8 protein-coding genes and 1 pseudogene are annotated in these 20,715 nt (G+C 68.9%); 2 read left to right on the forward strand and 7 right to left on the reverse strand.

Features of this window, described 5'->3' with window-relative positions:
- Positions 1-10 precede the first annotated feature (10 nt).
- Positions 11-5,359 (forward strand): polyketide synthase Pks13, encoded by a 5,349-nt coding sequence (gene pks13 / locus MMSP_RS03845; protein ID WP_020785554.1) that lies wholly within the window; start codon positions 11-13, stop codon positions 5,357-5,359.
- Complete coding sequence (locus MMSP_RS03850) at positions 5,359-6,939, forward strand: acyl-CoA carboxylase subunit beta (protein ID WP_012396866.1); 1,581 nt, start codon at positions 5,359-5,361, stop codon at positions 6,937-6,939. Before pks13 ends, MMSP_RS03850 begins: the two co-directional genes overlap by 1 nt.
- Before the next feature lie 29 nt (positions 6,940-6,968).
- Here the strand turns inward: MMSP_RS03850 and MMSP_RS29495 are convergent.
- The 7 genes and pseudogenes from MMSP_RS29495 to MMSP_RS03900 form a co-directional block, all read right to left on the reverse strand.
- Positions 6,969-9,525, reverse strand: a pseudogene (locus MMSP_RS29495) (PE family protein).
- Between the two features lie 133 nt (positions 9,526-9,658).
- Positions 9,659-11,446, reverse strand: coding sequence for an acyl-CoA dehydrogenase family protein (locus tag MMSP_RS03875; RefSeq protein ID WP_020785556.1), 1,788 nt, complete (start codon positions 11,444-11,446; stop codon positions 9,659-9,661).
- A gap of 52 nt (positions 11,447-11,498) precedes the next feature.
- Positions 11,499-11,999, reverse strand: a complete 501-nt coding sequence (locus tag MMSP_RS03880; RefSeq protein WP_015357632.1) for a hypothetical protein — start codon at positions 11,997-11,999, stop codon at positions 11,499-11,501.
- 109 nt (positions 12,000-12,108) lie between these two features.
- Entirely contained in the window at positions 12,109-12,627 is a 519-nt protein-coding gene (locus MMSP_RS27385) for a hypothetical protein (protein WP_036427080.1), read from the reverse strand.
- A gap of 172 nt (positions 12,628-12,799) precedes the next feature.
- Positions 12,800-13,945, reverse strand: coding sequence for an MBL fold metallo-hydrolase (locus MMSP_RS03890; RefSeq protein WP_051153604.1), 1,146 nt, complete (start codon positions 13,943-13,945; stop codon positions 12,800-12,802).
- A gap of 66 nt (positions 13,946-14,011) precedes the next feature.
- Positions 14,012-17,239 carry an arabinosyltransferase EmbB gene (gene embB / locus MMSP_RS03895; RefSeq protein ID WP_020785560.1) on the reverse strand — a complete coding sequence of 1,076 codons (3,228 nt, stop codon included), beginning with the start codon at positions 17,237-17,239 and terminating at the stop codon, positions 14,012-14,014.
- The gene (locus MMSP_RS03900) at positions 17,236-20,577 is read right to left on the reverse strand and encodes an arabinosyltransferase domain-containing protein (protein WP_036426119.1); all 3,342 of its coding nucleotides are present in this window, start codon (positions 20,575-20,577) and stop codon (positions 17,236-17,238) included. The genes embB and MMSP_RS03900 overlap by 4 nt, the downstream gene beginning before the upstream one ends.
- Positions 20,578-20,715 lie beyond the last annotated feature (138 nt).

The raw sequence follows: 20,715 nt of genomic DNA on the forward strand, positions 1-20,715 counted from the left end.
AAAGGTAGCCATGGCTGACACAGACCAACCTCAGTCGAACGAGGACGCGCAAGCCAACAAGTCCGATATGACGGTCCCCGAGATGCGGCAGTGGCTGCGCAACTGGGTGGGCAAGGCGGTCGGGAAGTCGCCGGACTCCATCGACGAGTCGGTGCCGATGGTCGAGCTCGGTTTGTCGTCACGGGATGCGGTGGCCATGGCCGCCGACATCGAAGACATGACCGGCGTCACGCTGTCGGTCGCGGTTGCCTTCCAGCATCCGACCATCGAGTCGCTGGCCACTCGCATCATCGAGGGTGAGCCCGAAGTCGCCGACGACGGCATCGACAATATCGACTGGACGCGCAACGGCCCGGCCGAGCGGGTCGACATCGCGATTGTGGGTCTGGCGACCCGGCTGCCCGGCGAGATGAACAGCCCGGAGGAAACCTGGCGGGCGCTGCTGGAGGGCCGCGACGCGATCACCGACCTGCCCGAGGGGCGCTGGTCGGAATTTCTGGAAGAGCCGCGGATCGCCGAGCGGGTCGCAAACGCCCGCACTCGCGGCGGCTACCTCAGCGACATTAAAGGCTTCGACTCCGAGTTCTTCGCGGTGGCCAAGACCGAAGCCGACAACATCGACCCGCAGCAGCGGATGGCGCTGGAGCTGACCTGGGAGGCGCTCGAGCACGCCCGCATCCCACCGTCGAGCCTGCGTGGCGGCCCGGTCGGCGTCTACGTCGGCGTCTCCAACAACGACTACAGCTTCTTGGCGGTGTCGGACCCGACCATCGCCCACCCGTATGCGATCACCGGCACCGCGACGTCGATCATCGCCAACCGGGTGTCCTACTTCTACGACTTCCGCGGGCCTTCGGTGGCGATCGACACCGCGTGCTCGAGCTCGCTGGTGGCAGTCCACCAGGGCGTGCAAGCGCTGCGCAACGGTGAGGCCGATGTGGTCGTGGCCGGCGGGGTGAACGCGCTGGTCACCCCCATGGTGACGCTTGGTTTCGATGAGATCGGCGCGGTGCTGGCCCCGGACGGCCGGATCAAGTCGTTTTCGGCCGACGCCGACGGGTACACCCGCTCCGAGGGTGCCGGCATGCTGGTGCTCAAGCGCGTCGATGACGCCCGCCGCGACGGCGACCAGATCCTGGCCGTCATCGCCGGCAGCGCGGTCAACCACGACGGACGGTCCAACGGCCTGATCGCGCCGAACCAGGACGCCCAGGCCGACGTGTTGCGCCGGGCCTACAAGGACGCGGGCATCGACCCGCGCAACGTCGACTACATCGAGGCGCACGGCACCGGAACCATCCTGGGTGACCCGATCGAGGCCGAGGCGCTCGGCCGGGTGGTCGGCAAGGGGCGTCCGGCGGATCGGCCCGCCTTGCTCGGTGCGGTCAAGACCAACATCGGACACCTGGAGTCGGCCGCCGGTGCGGCCAGCATGGCCAAGGTGGTGCTGGCGCTGCAGCATGACAAGCTGCCGCCGTCGATCAACTTCGCCGGACCCAGCCCCTACATCGACTTCGACGCGATGCGCCTGAAGGTGGTCGACGCGGCCACCGACTGGCCGCGATACGGCGGCTATGCGCTGGCCGGGGTGTCGAGCTTCGGATTCGGCGGCGCCAACGCCCACGTGGTGGTGCGCGAGGTACTGCCGCGCGACGTCATCGAGCGCGAACCCGATCCCGAGTCGGCGCCGGCCGCGCCCGCGCAGGCCGGCGAGTCCGAGGCGGCGAGCGCCGAAGGCCACGCACTGCGCTTCGACGAGTACGGCGAGATCATCACCGACGCGCCCAGCTACGGGCAAGCCGAAGAGGCGGAGCCCGAGCTGCCCGGGGTCACCGAGGAAGCGCTGCGGCTCAAGGAAGTCGCGCTGGAAGAGCTCGCGGCCAAGGAAGAGCCCGAAGGGCCCACCAAGCCCCTGATTCCGCTCGCGGTTTCGGCGTTTTTGACCTCGCGTAAGAAGGCCGCCGCCGCCGAATTGGCGGACTGGATGGAAAGCCCCGAAGGCCAGGCGTCCTCGCTGGAGTCGATCGGCCGCTCGCTGTCGCGGCGCAACCACGGCCGGTCCCGCGCGGTGGTGCTGGCCCACGACCATGAAGAGGCCATCAAGGGCCTGCGCGCGGTCGCCGAGGGCAAGCAGCGTCCCGGCGTGTTCAGCGTCGACGGTCCGGTGACCAACGGCCCGGTGTGGGTGTTGGCCGGGTTCGGCGCGCAGCACCGCAAGATGGGCAAGAGCCTCTACCTGCGCAACCCGGTATTCGCCGAGTGGATCGAGAAGGTCGACGCGCTGGTCCAGGACGAGCTGGGCTACTCGGTGCTCGAGCTGATTCTGGACGACTCGCAGGACTACGGCATCGAGACCACGCAGGTCACCATCTTCGCGATCCAGATCGCGCTCGGTGAGCTGCTCAAGCACCACGGCGCCAAGCCCGCCGCGGTGGTCGGCCAGTCGTTGGGCGAGGCCGCGTCGGCCTACTTCGCCGGCGGTCTGTCGCTGCGCGACGCCACCCGGGCGATCTGCTCGCGCTCGCACCTGATGGGCGAGGGCGAGGCGATGCTGTTCGGCGAGTACATCCGGTTGATGGCGCTGGTGGAGTACTCCGCCGACGGGATCAAGACGGTGTTCTCCGACTTCCCCGATCTGGAGGTGTGTGTCTACGCGGCACCCACCCAGACCGTCATCGGCGGCCCGCCCGAGCAGGTCGACGCGATCATCGCCCGCGCGGAATCCGAGGGCAAGTTCGCCCGCAAGTTCCAGACCAAGGGCGCCAGCCACACTCAGCAGATGGACCCGCTGCTGGGCGAACTCGCCGCGGAGCTGCAGGGCATCAAGCCGATGAGCCCGACCGCCGGCATCTTCTCGACCGTGCACGAGGGCAGCTACGTCAAACCCGGCAGTGACCCCATCCACGATGTCGACTACTGGAAGAAGGGCCTGCGCCACAGCGTCTACTTCACCCACGGCATCCGCAACGCGGTCGACAGCGGGCACACCACCTTCCTGGAGCTGGCACCCAACCCCGTCGCGCTGATGCAGGTTGGTCTGACCACGGCCTCGGCCGGTCTGCATGACGCCCAGCTGATTCCGACACTGGCCCGCAAGCAAGACGAAGTCGAGTCGATGATTTCGACGCTGGCGCAGCTCTACGTGCACGGCCACGACCTGGACATGCGCACCCTGTTCCAGGGGCCGGCCGGGCCGGCGGACTACGCGATCATTCCGCCCACCCGATTCAAGCGCAAAGAGCACTGGTTGGACGCAAAGTTCTCCGGTGATGCGTCGGTGATCATGCCGGGTAACCATGTCGCCTTGCCCGATGGCCGGCACGTCTGGGAATTCGCCCCGCGCGAGGCCACCGATCTGGCCGCACTGGTCAGAGCCGCTGCCACGCAGGTGCTTCCGGACGCCCGGCTCAGCGCTGCCGAGCAGCGCGCGTTGCCCGGCGAGGGCGCGCGGCTGGTGACGACCCTGGCCCGCCATCCCGGCGGCGCGTCGGTGCAGGTGCACGCCCGCATCGATGAATCGTTCACCCTCGTCTATGACGCCCTGGTCGCCCGGGGCGGCCAGGACGCGGTGTTGCCGGCCGCGGTCGGCGCGGGTACCGCCGTTGCGGCGGCTGTCGACGGTGCCGTCGATGCCGTGGCACCGTCCGCGGACGCGACCGAGGAATCCGACGCGGAGACGCTGACGGACAGCCTGACCAACCGCTACATGCCGAGCGGCATGGGCAGATGGACTCCGGATACCGGCGAAACCATCGCCGATCGCCTGGGCCTGATCGTCGGATCGGCCATGGGCTATGAGCCCGAGGACCTGCCCTGGGAGGTGCCGCTGATCGAGCTGGGCCTGGACTCGTTGATGGCCGTGCGGATCAAGAACCGTGTGGAGTACGACTTCGACCTGCCGCCCATCCAGTTGACGGCGGTGCGTGACGCCAACCTCTACAACGTGGAGAAGCTGATCGAATACGCGGTCGAACACCGCGATGAGGTCGAGCAGCTACACGAACACCAGAGGACCCAGACGGCCGAGGAAATCGCCAGGGCGCAGGCGGAGCTGATGCACGCCAAGCACGACTCCGCGCCGGCTCCCGCCGCGGAGGCGGAGGCCGAGGCGCCGGAGTCGGAGGCGGCCGCCCCGCCGGCGTCGGACGTGCCGCTGCCGCCGCCCACCAACCCGGCCGGCCCGTCCCCCAACGGGCAGTCCAGTTCGACGCCCGACCTCAAGGGCGCCGCCGATGCGCTCAACCAGGAAGCGGTCGCCAAGGCGCTGAACGCCGACGTGCCGCCGCGTGATGCCGCCGAGCGTGTCGTCTTCGCTACCTGGGCGATCGTCACCGGCAAGTCCGCGGGGGGCATCTTCAACCCGCTGCCCAAGCTGGACAAGGACAAGGCCGCCAAGATGGCACAGCGCCTGTCCGAGCGGGCGGAAGGTTCCATCACCACCGAGGACGTATTGAGTTCGCAGAACATCGAGGCGCTGGCCGAGAAGGTGCGCGGATACCTGGAGGCGGGCACCATCGACGGGTTTGTGCGCACCCTGCGGCCCCGCCCCGAGGGCAGCTCCAAGGTGCCGGTGTTCGTGTTCCACCCGGCCGGTGGTTCGACGGTGGTCTACGAGCCGCTGCTGAACCGGTTGCCGGCGGACACGCCGATGTACGGCTTCGAGCGGGTCGAGGGATCCATCGAAGAGCGGGCGGCCCAATACGTGCCGAAGCTGATTGAGATGCAGGGCGACGGGCCTTACATCCTGGTCGGCTGGTCGCTGGGTGGCGTGCTGGCCTACGCGTGCGCGATCGGGCTGAAGCGCCTGGGCAAAGACGTCCGGTTTGTCGGTCTGATCGACGCGGTGCGGGCGGGGGAGGAGATCCCCCAGACCAAGGAAGAGATCCGCAAGCGCTGGGACCGCTACGCCAAGTTCGCCGAGAAGACGTTCAACGTCACCGTTCCGGCGATCCCGTACGAGCATCTCGAGGAGCTCGACGACGAAGGTCAGGTCCGGTTCGTTCTCGAAGCCGTCAGCCAGAGCGGGGTGGAGATCCCGGCCGGCATCATCGAGCACCAACGCACTTCGTACCTGGACAACCGGGCGATCGACACCGCCGAGATCCACCCGTACGACGGGCATGTCACCCTCTACATGGCCGATCGCTACCATGACGACGCGATCATGTTCGAGCCGCGGTATGCCGTTCGCCAGCCGGACGGCGGCTGGGGCGAGTATGTTTCCGACCTCGAGGTCGTGCCGATCGGTGGCGAGCACATCCAGGCCATCGACGAGCCGATCATCGCCAAGGTCGGCGAACACATGAGCCGCGCTGTGGACAACATCAAGGCTGAACCGACCAGTGAGGTAGGCAAGTAGTGACGGATACAGCTCCAGGCCCAGCTCCTGTGGTGCACTCCACTGCCGAGAAGCTCGCGGAACTGCGGGAACGCCTGGAGCTGGCCAAAGAACCCGGCGGTGAGAAGGCCGCTGCCAAGCGTGACAAGAAGGGCATTCCGAGCGCCCGCGCCCGGGTGCACGCGCTGGTGGACCCGGGCACCTTCTTCGAGACCGGTGCGCTGTGCAAGACCCCGGGTGACCCGGGCGCGCTGTACGGCGATGGGGTGGTCACCGGGCACGCCATGATCGACGGCCGGCCGGTCGGGGTGTTCTCCCACGACCAGACCGTGTTTCAGGGCTCGGTCGGTGAGATGTTCGGCCGCAAGGTGGCCCGCCTGATGGAGTGGTGCTCGATGGTCGGTTGCCCGATCATCGGCATCAACGATTCCGCCGGCGCCCGTATTCAAGACACGGCGACCTCGCTGGCGTGGTACGCCGAGCTGGGCCGGCGCCACGAGATCTTGTCCGGCCAGGTACCGCAGATCTCCATCATCCTCGGCAAATGTGCTGGGGGAGCGGTGTATTCGCCGATCCAGACGGACCTGGTGGTCGCCGTGCGCGACCAGGGCTACATGTTCGTCACCGGGCCCGACGTGATCAAAGACGTCACCGGCGAGGACGTCAGCCTCGACGAATTGGGCGGCGCCGACTCGCAGGCCCGCTACGGCAACATCCACCAGGTGGTGGAGGACGAGGCCGCCGCATTCCAGTACGTGCGGGACTTCCTGTCATTCCTGCCATCGGACTGCTTTGGCGACCCGCCGGTGGTCAACCCCGGGCTGGAGCCCGAAATCACCCCGAGTGACCTCGAGCTCGACTCGATCGTGCCGGACTCGGACAACACCGCCTACGACATGCACGAGATTCTGCTGCGGATCTTCGACGATGGGGATTTCCTCGACGTCGCCGCGCAGGCGGGCCAGGCGATCATCACCGGTTACGCTCGCGTCGACGGACGCCCGGTGGGGGTGGTGGCCAACCAGCCGATGCACATGTCCGGCGCCATCGACAACGAAGCCTCCGACAAGGCCGCACGGTTCGTCCGGTTCTGCGACGCGTTCAAGATCCCGCTGGTCTTTGTGGTGGACACACCCGGCTTCCTGCCGGGGGCCGAGCAGGAGAAGAACGGGATCATCAAGCGCGGCGGGCGGTTCCTGTACGCCGTGGTGGAAGCCGACGTGCCGAAGGTGACGATCACCATCCGCAAGTCCTACGGCGGTGCGTACGCGGTGATGGGCTCCAAGCAGCTGACCGCGGACTTCAACTTCGCCTGGCCGACCGCGCGCATCGCGGTGATCGGTGCCGACGGTGCCGCGCAGTTGCTGATGAAGCGTTTCCCGGACCCGACCACGCCCGAGGCCCAGAAGATCAAGCGTGACTTCATCGAGGGCTACAACCTGAACATGGCGATCCCGTGGATCGCCGCCGAGCGCGGGTTCATCGACGCCGTCGTCGACCCACACCAGACCCGGCTGCTGCTGCGCAAGTCCATGCACCTGCTGCGGGACAAGCAGCTGTGGTGGCGGGTGGGCCGCAAGCACGGCCTGATCCCGGTCTAGCGAGTACCGCCCCCCAGTAGCTCGCCCGGCTAGGGCGAGCCCGGTCCGCCGTCGCCGCCGTCGCCGCCGGCGCCACCGGTAGTGCCGGAAGGAAGGCTGCCCGGGACGCCCGCGATGCCGATGGTGCCACCGGTGCCGGGAAGGCCGCTCTGTCCGACGCCGCCGGTCCCTCCGGTTCCGCCATCGCCGCCGTCGCCACCGAAGCCGCCCTCGAAGGCGCCATCGCCGCCCGTGCCGCCAGTTCCCCCTGGCCGCCTTGGCCACCGTCACCGCCGGTACCCAGTGCGCTGTCACCGCCGGTGCCGCCCTGGCCACCGTGGCCGCCGTCGCCACCACCGCCGAACAATCCGCCACTACCGGACACGCCGCCGTCGCCGGCTTGACCACCCTCACCGCCCTGGCCGCCGGTGCCGGCTCCGCCGCCGTCATCGACCCCTCCGGCGCCGCCCTGGCCACCGCTACCGCCATCTCTGCCGTCCCCGCCCAAGCCGTTGGTGGCGCCGGCGACGGCGTCGCCCCCATCGCCGGCCTAGCCGCCGGCGCCGCCTTGACCGCCGGTGGAGCCGTCAGCGCCAGCGGGGCCGATAGCACCGGCGCCGCCTAGGCCGCCGTTCCCGCCATCGCCGCCGGAGCCCGCGGAACTGCCGATGGTGGTGGTGGCGCCGCCTTTGCCGCCGTCGCCGCCGTCGCCGCCCATTCCCGCGGTACCGGCAGTGCCGCCGGAGCCACCCGAGCCCACCGCGCCGGCGCTGCCTCCCACGCCGCCGAAGCCGCCGTCGCCGCCGGCGCCTGCGGCGTCGCTGCCGTCGTCGTCGTAGCCGTTGCCACCTTGGCCTCCCGTGCCGCCCGCGCCCCCGGCTCCGCCGCTGCCGTTGGTCGCGCCGGCGACGGCACTGCCGCCGCTACCGCCGTCGCCGCCGTGACCGCCTTGGCCGCCGGACGATGCCGCCGGTGCTGGCCGCGCCGCTCTGACCGCCCAGGCCGCCGGCGCCGCCGCTCCCACCGGCGCCGGCATTGTCGCTGCCATCGTCGGCGCCGCCGCCACCACCCTGGCCACCGGTCCCGCCGATACCGCCCTGGCCGCCGTAGCCATTAGTCGCGCCGGCGACGGCATCCCCGCCCTGGCCGCCGGTGCCTCCCGCGCCGCCCTGGCCACCGTCGTAGCCATTGCCGCCGGCCGGGCCGGCGCCACCATCGGCACCTTGGCCGCCGCCGCCGCCGGCGTTGCCGCCGTAGCCAGCATGATGACCGCTGATGGTGGTCGCACCGCCCTTGCCGCCGTCACCACCGGTACCGCCGGTGCCCGCGGCGCCCGCGGTGCCGCCGTCACCTCCGGTGCCGGCCGCTCCGCCGCCGCCGCCGGTGCCGCCTTCGCCACCGTTGCCACCGACACCTGCGTTGTTGGCGTCGTCGTCGTCGTAGCCCTGCCCGCCCTTGGCCCCCGCGCCGCCCTGACCGCCGGCGCCGCCGCTGCCGTTGGTTGCGCCGGCGACGGCATCGCCGCCAGTACCTCCGTCACCCCCGGTGCCGCCGAAACCGCCGGTGGACCCGGCGGCGCCGGGAACGCCGGTGTCGGCAGCAGCGCCGCCTTCACCACCTTGACCGCCGCTCCCGCCGGTACCTGCGGTGTGCCCGACGATGGTGGTGGCACCGCCTTCGCCGCCGGCACCCCCGTCACCACCGTGGCCCGCGGTGCCGGGGAATGCCAAGCCCACCGTGCCGCCGCTGCCGGTCGCACCGGCCGCGCCCCCGGTGCCTCCAGCGCCGCCGGCACCGCCGGTGCCGGCATTGTCGCCGCCGTCATCGGTGCCGCCGGCGCCTCCTTGGCCTCCTTGGCCGCCGTAGCCACCGGTGCCGCCGCTGCCATTGGTTGCTCCGGCCACGGCGTCGCCGCCGGCGCCGCCGGCGCCTCCTTGGCCGCCCTGCCCACCGTCGGAGCCGCTGCCACCGGCAGGGCCGGCGGCGCCGCCGCCTCCTTGGCCGCCATAGCCGCCAGCCGTCACCGCCGTCACCGCCGTCACCGCCGTTGCCCCCGGCCCCGCCAGCCACACCGGTACCCCCGGCTCCGCCATTGCCGCCGCGTCCCCACAATCCAGCCGAACCGCCGGCACCGCCATTGCCGCCGGGTGCTCCAGAACCGCCGTTGCCACCGTTGCCGATCAGCCAGCCGCCATCGCCACCGTTTTGCCCGGTGCCGGGCGCCCCATCGGCACCGTCGCCGAACAGCGGACGTGCGGTCAGCGCTTGGCTGGGCGCATTGATCGCCGCGAGGACGTTCTGTTCGAGCGTTTGCAGGGGAGAGGCATTCACAGCCTCGGCAGCCGCGTAGGCGGCGCCGGCCCTGGTCAACGAATGCACGAATTCGGCGTGCAGGTGGGCAGCCTGGGTGCTGACCATTTGGTATTCCCGGGCGCTGGCGGAAAACAGCGACGCGATGGCCGTGGATACCTCGTCTTCGGCAGCGGCCAGCAGCCCGGTGGTCCGGGCCAGCGCCGCGGAATTGGCGGCGCCAAGAGCCGAGCCGATATTGGTCAAATCCGATGCCGCCGCCGCGAGCATGTCTGGCGTCGCGATCACATACGACATCCCGTGTCCCCTTACCCCAAGCGTGATGCGTTGGCGTTTACGGTCGCGCTAATTCGCCGCGGACCAATAGGGACTTTCGTCTCTACTTGGGAGTTGGTCGGTTCGGCCGCCCCGCGGGCATGGGCCAGGCCGATCAGGCGGTCGCCAGCGCCCCCGCCACGAGGTCACCGAACCGATCCAGGGCCTCTCCGGAGTCGGCGTCGATGCCGCGCAGCGGCCCACGATCAGCCAGATACCGTTCCGCGTAGAGCCGGGCGACCAGCGTCGCGCGGTCGGTGCCGCTGACCTCGCGCTCCCAGGCGGCCCGCTCGATGAGCAGCGCCCCCGCGTAGACGTCGCCCATGAACTGGGTCAGCGGAAAAAGCCGCGCCTCACCAAGGCGCCTGTCGAGCTTGGTCCACGCCGTGATTGCCGCGTCGAGATCGTCGATGCGGGCCTCGACCAGTCGCGTGGTGTCGTCGTGGTCGGCGACCGATACCGCGTCACGCAGTCGGGCCAGCAGCGTCTCGTGGGCGCTGGTCTGTTCGATACCCCGCCGTACGTCCAGGCACAGGATGTTGTCCGGGCCCTCCCAGATCGTGTTGACTTGCGCGTCGCGCAGCAGGCGGGCCACCGGCCAGTTCTCGACGTAGCCGTTGCCGCCGTGGATCTCGATCGCATCCGAGGCGGCGCTGATCCCGAGCCGGCAGACCTTGAGCTTGGTAACCGGAACGGCGATGCGCTGGCGGATGGTCCTGGGCTGGCGGTGGTTGGCCACTCCGAGGCCGTCGAACACCAACGTCTGGGCGGCTTCGACGTCGACGATCAGCTCGGCGAGCTTGCGGCGCATCAGCGGCTTATCGATGAGTGCGCCGCCGAAGGCCCGGCGCTGGCGGGCATAGCACAGCGATTCGACCAAGGCGCGGCGCGCGTTACCCAGCGCGAACGACGCGATGCCCAGCCGGGCCGCGTTGGTCAGCTCCATCATCCGGGCCAGGCCGCGCCCGCCAGACGGGCCGGCTTGAGATTGCGGGCCGGATGGCTCCTCGGACAACAGGAAGGCCTCGGCGTCGACGAATTCCACCTCGCCGGAGGCGACCGATCGGGTGCCGAGCTTGTCCTTGAGGCGTCGGACCCGTACGCCATTGCGCGATCCGTCCCGGCGGGTGCGCAGCACCAGGAAATTCGCGACCCCTCGGGTGGTGTCGGGAGCGCCCTCGGGTTTGGCCAGCACGACGAAGGCCTGCCCGGCGCAGTTGGACGCGAACCACTTGAAGCCGTTGAGCCGCCAGGAGTCCCCATCGCGGGTGGCCGTCGTCTCCAGCGCGCCCAGATCCGAGCCGCCGGTGCGCTCGGTCAACAACTGGGCGGTCTCGCCGGCCCACTCGCCGGAGTCGAACTTGGCCAGGACGTGATCGCGCACGTCGGCCGGCGCGAAGGCGGCCACCAGCGACTGCACCATCCCGGCACCGGTACCCAGCGCGCAGCCCATGCCGATGTCGGCCTGGTTGAGCAGATAGTTGGCCGCAAACAGTGCCACGGTCGGTCGCATCCCGGCACCTCGCGCCTCATCACGCAATGCCGCCTGGGCATCCAGGACGGCGCGCTTGGACTGGGTGAAGGATGCCGGCATGACGATCCGGCTGACGTCGTGGCCCCAGCGGTCGTAGCGCTGCAGGCGCGCGCGGGGGGGCTCGGCCCACCGTGCCACCGCACCACCCATCAGCTCGCCGGTGCGGATCAGGTGCGGTTCGACGACCGCCAGCTCGTCGGGTTGCAGGTAGTACGCCACGGTCGATCGCAACGTGGGGTCGGTCAGGTACCAGTTGAGGCCCACAGCCCCGCGATAGCTCTCCGTTTGGTAGCGCTGGGCCTTCTCGGGCGTCGAGAAGGGCAACCGGTCGACGCCCTCCGTCTCGTACTCGCCGTCGCGCTGGCTCATGACGCGACGGTATTACACCTGTGCTGCCGGGTGAAGGCGTTGCGCCGGGTGCTCAGGCAGCGCGCGGCAGGTCTCGCGACGCCGCCGCTTCGTGCTGGCTGGGCCCGCTGGCCGCCGGCGCCCAGCCGACATAGATCAGATAGAGCCCGAGCAGCGCGAAGACGATGCAAAGACTCACCCACACGGCTTGCGCACCGATCATGCTGTTGGCCGCCGAAACAAACGCCTTGGGGAACGCCAGTAGCAGCACCCCGCGCAGCGTGACGATCCAGCCCAGCACCGACACGATGATCGCCGCTGCACCGTGCCAGTACTGGTGACCGGCCACCATCACCAGCCCCAGCACCAGCACAAAGGCGCCGGTGACCCATGTCCACAGGGAATTCGCCTCGAATTGCGACAGCAGGTTCTGCATGTCGGAGGCGCGGGCCACCGCCGTGACATCGACGATGACAAGCAGTGGACCCAATACCCGGCAAAACATCCGGGTCCTGGCCTGCGAATCCAGTGAGACGCTCATGGCTGTACCTCCTTTGACCACATTGGCCGCCATTGGCGCATCACCTCCATCGGATCACCACAACACGCTGCGGCGATAGGGTACGAAGTCCCGTTTTTGCCGGCAGATCCGTCGGTGCGGCCCCGGGCGGGCCCGATGCCCGCTAGATCGAAGCCAGAAAGTCGGAGGTGTAGACCTCGGCGGGGTCCTGGGAAAAACTGCTCGGACGTTGCACCAGCACCCAGACCCCCGTGGCACCCGGACGGATGGCGTTTCGAATGGTCACCGTCCCCGCGCCGGACCCGTCGAGGTCCAGTCCGGTGAAGGCGGTGTCCGGCGCGCCGGGGCCGCAAGGGGCCGACGACGGGCGGGGCGCCTGAATCAGGCCGACGTCATAGTGCATGCCTGGTAGCGCGGTGTTCACCAGATGCACCTCGGCGATCACCGTGGAACCGGCCGTGCGGATGAGGGCCGAGCCGGTGCCGGTGGGGCCTGGCGGCAGCTGGGGCGCGAAAGCGGTGATGCTGAAGTCGCAGTGTCGCCCAGCCGCCCGTAACCCAACCCGAGTAGCGCCTCCAGGATCCGGAATGGCACCCGCGGTGCCAGCCGAAAAAGCTGCCCCCGCAGAGATTGCCAGTGTGATTGCCGTGGACACCATCAATATCCGTACCAGCCTGCGCATCAGCCCCACCGTCTATGTGCGTTTGATTTGCCCGCCCGAACTGGGATATTGACCGCATCGCTGACGCTGAAACCTCACCGATGGCACCTACCGGGTGACCACGAATCGAAAATGGCTCGGCAACAAGGCTCGACCGCCCGCAGCTCACGCAACGCCGCCATGGGTTAGCGGATCACAGGGCGAAGATTTGCCCGTCCTTGGCGACTGTGGTTCTGCCCGAGTAGTTCTGGTTGATCTTGTCGAGCCATTGGGAATCGGGCAGGTCGTCGGGTGCGTAGTGACTCAGGATCAGATGCTTCGGTTTGACCACTGCGGCTACCTCGCCGACCTGCTCGGCGGAGGTGTGTGACTTGGGCAGATAGTCCGGCGGGAAGACGTTGCCGTAGTAGGCGGTATCGAGGCTGAACATCGCTTCGTGGACCAGGATGTCGGTGCCGTTCGCCAGCGCAACGAGGTTGTCGGATTTGGTGGTGTCGCCGGAGAAGGTAATGGACACAGCGGGGTTCTTCACGTCGAAGCGGAAGGCGAATGCGGGATAGACGTCGTAGTGGGGCACCAGCGTCGTGGTGACCGATACGTTGTCGTTCGGTACCACGGGGAACGGGCTGACCTTCGGCGCTGTGTTGCGATAGTCCGACCCCGCCGGCACCGGGATTTCGATGACCTTGGCCAGATCCTGAACGTTATCGATGCCGTAGTCGCGGATGAAGATGTTGCTGCTGTAGGCGAAGGCCTGGTGCAGCGCTTCAGTGGTCGCGGCCAGCCCTGGCGTCGGGTTGGCGGGATTGACGGTGACGGGATTCGGGTTGCCGATTTCGCTTGGCGGCAATCCGCCGGCTGGACCGGGACCATAAACCGGGATCGGCGCCCGCCCGGGCGGGGCTTGGAAGCCGCCGGAGAGGAAGAAGCTGTAGTAGTCGACGATGTGGTCGGTGTGTAAGTGGGTGATGAAGATCGCCTTGAGGTCATTGAACTGCAGGCCCGCGTTGGTGAACGCGTTCAGCGAGCCCAAGCCGCAATCGATCAGATAGAGATCGCCGCCGATTTTCAGCACCGACCAGATTCCGATCTTGTTGGGCGTTGGCGGCGGGCCCGCGGCGACCCCGAGAGTGATCAGCGCATTTTCGGGCAACGCGGCCGGGCTGGGCGGCGCCGGCGACTCGCCCGGACCGCAGGCCGACGTGGCCAAAACGCCTGCGCCGACGACGGCTAACCCCGCCGCGGTCAGGGCGGACCGCCGTGAAGAGACCGCGGCCACTATCGATGCGCCACTGTGGTCGCACGCCTGGTGCATACCGTGCAGCTTAGGTTGCGTCATGGCCGAGGCCGCCGGTCGCGAAGAGCGGTGTGCGACTCACTTCCACGAACCGGTCCTTCGCGGCAGCTACGGACCGATGCGGATCTTGCCCGGCGACCACAACCCGCTGTGCGTCGTGGTGCCCAAGTCGAGCTGTGCGGGCGGCGCATCGACCAGGGTCTCGAACTGACGCAGTGACCCCCAGTCGCGCGCCCAGTCGCGGGACAGATAAGTCGCCATGACATGGGCCCGCAGCAGCAGGTCGGTGATACCGAGCAGACCGCCATTGACGCCGTCCTCCCAGGTGTCGGTGTCCAGCTTCTTGGCGTTGTAGTCCGGCGTGATACGGAACTTCGGGATCTCGGTGACGCCGTTGACGTGCAACATCGGCTGCTGGCAGGGGAACGCCAGCCCGACCGCCCAGTCCAGCAGCACCGGTTGCGTCGAACCGACGTACTCCTGCAACGAGCGCAGGTCCGGCACCCGCGGCGGGGTCAGCGCGATCCAGTCCTCCGGTGTCAGCGACAGGTCCTCGGCCACCACACGGACTGCGACGGCGTCGGCCGGCATCTTGTCGCGGGCAAAGCGCAGATTGCGCCAGGCCTTGGGCTGCTCGCCGAACAGGTCGTCAGGCACCATCCGTCCGGCGGCCACCAGCGGGCCGGGACCGGGCCTGGCGTACTCGAGCACCACGGTCTGTCCGGGGGTGTAGCCGTGCAGCACACTGTTTCCGGCGATCTTGCCCGCGGCGGTCACCACCACCAGGGGGTGCCCATCGTCGGGCTTGGGCAGCTGGTACCACGCCGAAGTGAGTTTGCTTTGCTGCTGTGACCCGGTGGCATAGGTACCCGCGAGCGGAACCCGCGCCGGGTCGAGCTGGTAGGGTAGCGGCACGGTGGACCCGTTGATACCCGGGGTCTTCAGCTTCACCGGCTGATCCCAGTCGTAGTCGGTTCCGGGCTGGTTCGGCTTCATGACCATCGCCTCGGCGACGGTGTGGTCGGGGACCCCGTTGGGGGAGAACCCGACCGGGTTCACCCCGCCCAGCGGTCCCAGCGGGCCGTAGTCGCCGGGCAGCGGCGTCATGAAACCCGCGTTGGTGTCCGGCTCGACGAGCACGTCATCGGCCAGGCCGCAGCCGCCGGTAAAGGCCCTCAGGTTGGCCCAGCCATTGGAGTAGGTGGGGTATTGCCGGAGAATCCCGATACCCATCGATGCGACGAACACCACCGCCATGAAGCCGGCCGCGATGGGAACCGGCGCCGTGGTGAGCGCGCGGGTCAGCCGGCCTTCACCGCTGCCGCGCGGGGCGAAGTGTAGCCAGGCCGCGTACAGCACGGCGAGCGCGAACAGCACGAAAAATATGGTGCTGACCGTGATTCCGGCGATCTTGGGCATCGCGCTGTTGAACGGCACCCCGTAGCTGGAGACATACCACCACCCGTTGGTGGTGGCCCAGCACAACGCCAGGGTGAACAGCAGCGCCGCCAGGAATGCCATCCGGTTGCGCGACCAGCGCAGCACCGTTGGAGACACCAATACCGTCGTCAGCGCCGCCATCGCCGCTCCCACCGCGGCGAACAGCCCAAAGTGGTGCACCCACTTGGTGGGGGTGAACATCAGGAAGAACATGGTGCCGAAGATGACGCCCATCAGGCGCCACGCGGGTCCGCGCGCCACGCCTGCGACGCGCTTGCGCCGCAGCATGATGAACACCGCTGTGAACAGGCACAGCGCGGTAATCAGGAAGCCGAACCGGCGCGATAGCGACCCGTCGACGGTGGGCAGGATCAGGTAGTAGTACCGCAGGTTCTCGGTGTACCAGGCCTGGCTCGGCCCGATCTTGCCGCGCACCCGGGTGGCTTCGAACACCGTCGACAGGGTCTGGTCGGCGAACACCACGGTCAGGATGATGGTGCCGGCCGCCAGCATCGGCGACAGCAACGGCAACGTGCCGACCTGGCGCCGGCGTTTGACCAGGATCCGCAGGATGGGGCGGCCACCGGCCACCAGCGCGGCCACCGCGATCAGCCCGGTCGGTTGCACACCGAGGGTGAACGCGGCGGAGATGATCGCCAGCGCCGCCGGTGTCAGCCGGCCGTAACGCATCGACCGCTCGATCAACACGTAGGTGACCAGCGAGCCCAGCGCGATGATGCCTTCGGGACGCAGTCCGTTGTTGAATGGCATCCACGCGGTCAGCAGCACCATCGCCGCGGCCCAGTTGGCGGGTTTGCTGGCCGCGACCGCCGGCCCCAACCGGGGCAGCACCTCACGCGACAGCAACAGCCAGCACACCAGCCCGGCGAACAGGTCGGGCAACCGCATCCAGATGCTGGCGTCGCTGACGTGGGTCATCAGCGCAAGGAGGTTGTAGTACCAGCCGAACGGGTCCTCGGGGCTGCCGAACCAGCGGAAATAGTTGGACATGTAGCCGGCGTGATCGGCGACCCGGGCCATGCCGAGGATGTAGCCGTCGTCGGACGAGTTCGCCCCGATGACATGCCACAGCAGGAATCCGAATATCACCGCCGCGTCGACCAGGGTGAAGGTGCGCCAGTTAGCCGGGAACAGGCTGCGTAGCCGGCGCCCGTCCAGTCGGTCGAGGCGCCAGAGCGCGATCAGCGCGACGGTGGTGGCCAGGATCGCACCGATGATCGCCAGCAACTTCAGCGTGGTGGGTGTGGTGGAGAACCGGGTGTCGATGGTGGCCGAGAGCCGCAGCCCGTCCGGCGCGGGTCCGGTCAGATCGGTGAAGACCCCGACGATCTGAGGGCGCAGGTTGGGATCCGGGTAGCCACTGCGTAGCGGGGCGCCGGAGGGATCCTTGAGGCCGACAAAGGTGGCGAAGGTACCGGCATGCGTCGAGCTGATCTCGATGCGCTCGCATTGCGGGGAATCCACCTGCTCGCGTGGCACCGACAGGATCACCACGTTGCGGTCGGTGACGTTGACGCGCTTGCTGTTGACGACGACGAACAGCGCCTGCAGGTTGGCGTCCTTGCCCTGCTTGGGTGCGGTGCCCAGCACCACCCCGCCCTTGGCGGGCATGTCGCGCACCACGCTGCAGGGCACCGAGGCCGTCAGATTCACCGGCGTCAGCGAAATCAGCGGCGCGGTCACGCTGTTCAGCTGCCCGTTTTGCGGCCAGTTGAGCATCGCGGTGGTCTGCACGACCGGCAACAGCGGGGTGGCCACCGAGAGCACGAAGCCGATCAGGCCCGCGATCGTGGCTACCCATCGGGTCACCCGCACCTCACGGGCGCTAGCGGTGGTGGCGGCGGTGGCCTGTTCGGTTTCGTTCGTGACGCTCATGGCAGCGCCCTAATCGGTCCCTGGCGACTCCAGCCGGGCACTGTGATCACACCCTCTTGCACAACGGCCTCCGGCGCCTGATCGGCCGGCACCAAGCGGTAATACTGCTCCACCGATCCCCAGTCGCGATGCCAGTCACCGCGCAGGTAGGTGGCGATGGTCGAGGTTCGCAGCAGCGCCTGGGTGAACAGGAACGGCCCACCGGTCGGGCCGGCCTGCCACAGGTTCGACGACGCCGCGGTCTGCTTGTGGTCAGGCAGGATGCGGTACTGCGGCAGTTCGGCGATGCCGAGGTGCTCGGAGAACGGCCGCTGGCACGGGAAGTTGGCTGCGGTCGCAATGTCCATCAACACCGGGGTCTTCGATCCGATCAACTGCTGCAGGGTTTCCAAAACCGGCACCCGGGGCGGGGTGAAGGCGAACCACTGTTCGGGACTCAGGTTTGGGTCGTAGGCGACGATGCGCGCCACGTTGGCCTCCGGCGGGGCCCAGGCCAGCGGGAAGCGCAGGTTGCGCCACGCCGGTTGTGGCCCGATGTCGATCGGGAATACCTGCCCCAGCGGCTGCGTGGTGCCGTCGGGGCGAGTGACGCCCCACTCCAGTTTCAGGGACTGCCCGTAGATAAAGTCGCCGTCCTCTTTGTAGGACCAGATGGCCCCGGCCGCGGTGACCACGACCAGCGGCTGGGCGGCGATGTTGGCCTTCCAATCGCCGGGCAACTGGTACCAGGACGAGGTCGCCGTGGCGGCCAGCGAGTTCTCCCCGTAACTGCCCATCACCGGGGTACGGGCCGGGTCCAGTCCGAACGGCAGCGCCGCGTGGGATCCGTTGATGCCGGCCGGGCCCTTGCCGCCGGCGGTGCCGGCGGAGTCGCTGATGGCGGCGTTGGGCTTGTTGGGCGATGCGTCGGAGTTGACCAGGCCGGGCTTGCTGACCACCGGGTCGGACTTGAGGTCTTCGCCGACCCCTTCCGGCTTGAACCCGAACGGGTTGATGCCGCCCAGCGGTCCGCCCGGTCCGAAGGTCTGCCCCGGAAGTGGTTGCAGCATCCCGGCATTGGGATCGGGCTCGGCCAGCACGTCATCGGCCATAGCGCAGCTGTTCGGGGATAGCCCCGACGTCAGGGCGGCCAGGTTGGCCTTGCCGGTGGTGTAGAGCGGGTAGCGGAAAACCGTGGCCTTGGCCATCGAGCCGACTTCGCCCAGGACCATGATGACCGCGACCACCAGTAGCGGGGTGGAGGCCAGCACGCGGTTGCGCCGGTTGTCCTTGACTTCGGTGTGCCCGGCGTAGTCCATCCGGAAGTGGTACCAGGCGGCCAGCAGCCCGGTCAGGATCGACAGGGTCAGGAACATCGAGGTCACCGGATGGCTGGCGATCACCGGCTGAATGTCGTACCAGGGCACCCCGTAATTGCCGACGTAGAACCACCCGTTGATGCCCGAGGTAGCCCACGCCAGCACGAACAACAGGGCGGTCACATAGAGCGTGAGGTTGCGTCGGCTGTGCAGGCCGATCCGGGCGAAGCTGAATGCCATCACCGCCCCCAGCGCACCGGCCAGCCCGGCGAAGGCGCCGAACTGCACGGCCCACTTGGTCGGCGTGAAGGTCAGCAGCAGCAGACCAACCGCGGTGGTGCCGATCAGTCGCCAGGCCGGGCCGCGGGCCAAACCGCCCACCCAGCCCCGCCGCAGCAGCACCACCAGTGAGCCGAACAGGCAGAGCAGCAGCACCAGCACGGCGAAGCGTCTGGTCATCGACCCGTCAATGTTGGTTTCGACGGTCAGGAAGTAGTAGCGCAGGAAGTCCTGGTACCACGCGATGGTCGGGCCGACCTTGTACTTGATCCGCGCCGCCTCGGCCACGGTGGCCAGCGTCTGGTTGCGGAACACCACGACGGTGATCAGCGACAGCGATGCGGCCAGGACGGCGAGCGGGGCCAGCAGCCCGTCGGTGCCGCGGCGCTTACGGATGATCCCGGCGATGACGCGCGCCCCGGTCAGCAGCCCGGCCACCGCGATCAAACCTTGCGGTGCCAGCGTCGCGGTGAGCATCGCGACGATGATCGCGATCGCGGCCGAAGCCAGCCGGCTCAGCGCGATGGCGCGTTCCACCAGTGCCCAGGTGACCAGCACGCCAAGGGCGATCAGCGGCTCGGGGCGCAGGCCGTTGTTGAATGGCAGCCAGGCGGCCACGAAGACCGCGCCGGCGGTGAACACGGCCACCCGATTGGCGGCCAGGCCGTTCTTGCCGGGGCCGAGCCGGCGCAGCACGAAACGGCTGATGAGCAGCCAGCAGGCGATGCCGGCCAGGGTGGCGGGCAACCGCATCCAGACGCTGGCGGTGCTGATCTGGGCCAGGTGCGCCAGCAGCTCGTGATACCAGTCGAAGGGGGCCTCGGTGGCCCCGAAGTATCGGTAGTAGTTGGCCACGTAGCCGGCCTGGGGTGCGATCCGGGCGATGGTCAGGTTGTAGCCGTCGTCGGAGGAAAGGGCTCCGATCACATGCCAGAGCAGCAGCGTGGCGATCACCGCGGCGTCGGTGAGCCAGGTTGCGAACCCGACGCGCCAGCGCGACAGCCGGGGCAGCCGCGGCCGGTACCTGGAGAGCCAGGAGATGGGGGAGCGCCAGTCGCGCAGCGCGTCACCGCCGCGGCTGAGCCGGTCCAGGGCGGCCAAGGCCACGATGGCGCCCAGGACCGCGATCGCACCGAGGATCATGGCGATGGTCTTGGTGACCGTGGGCGCGGTGATGAATCGGGTGTCGACGTCGATGCGCGCCGACAACCCCGGTTGGGCCTGGACCTTCAAGTCGGTGAAGATGCCACCGACTTGAGGCTTCTTCTCCGGGGGCAGGGTGCCCGCGGCACCGGGAATGCCGACGAAATCCGCGTGCGCGCCGGTGGCGTCGGCCCAGATGTGCAGCGCGCTGCACCGACCCTCGGCGATCGCGGCGCGCGGTGCCACCGCGGCCACCGTGTCGCGGAATGCGACCACGACCGAGTCCTTGTCAGCGCGGACGAACAGCCCGTTCTTGCCGGTATCCACGCCCCCGGCGGGGAGGGTGGACAGCACCAGACCGCCGTTGGCGGGCAGGGTGGCGATCGCCGCGCAAGGCAGTGAAATGTCCAATGCGCGCGGCGCGCCGGACACCAGTGGGGCGGTGATCTGGCTGATGTCGCCGTCCGCGGAGGCGCCCTGGGGCCACAGGATCGTCGCCGTCGTCTGCTTCACCGGAAGGAGCGGAACCAAGGCGCACAGGACCAGCCCGGCGACTCCCAAGACGACGGCTGCTAACCGGGCGATCCGCTGAGATCGCTCATTACCGTCGAGGGACACGATGGTCGATCGTAGGCGACGCGGCTTAGCGCGGTGAGGACGCGGGGCCGCAAAGCGGCTCCGGGGAGGGCCCGGATCGGCGGATCCAGCGCCGTCAGGACGCGCCGCCGCAAAGCGATTCCGGCGCCGGCGCCGTGG

The organism is Mycobacterium sp. 012931, from assembly GCF_000419295.1.
Lineage (GTDB): Bacteria > Actinomycetota > Actinomycetes > Mycobacteriales > Mycobacteriaceae > Mycobacterium > Mycobacterium marinum.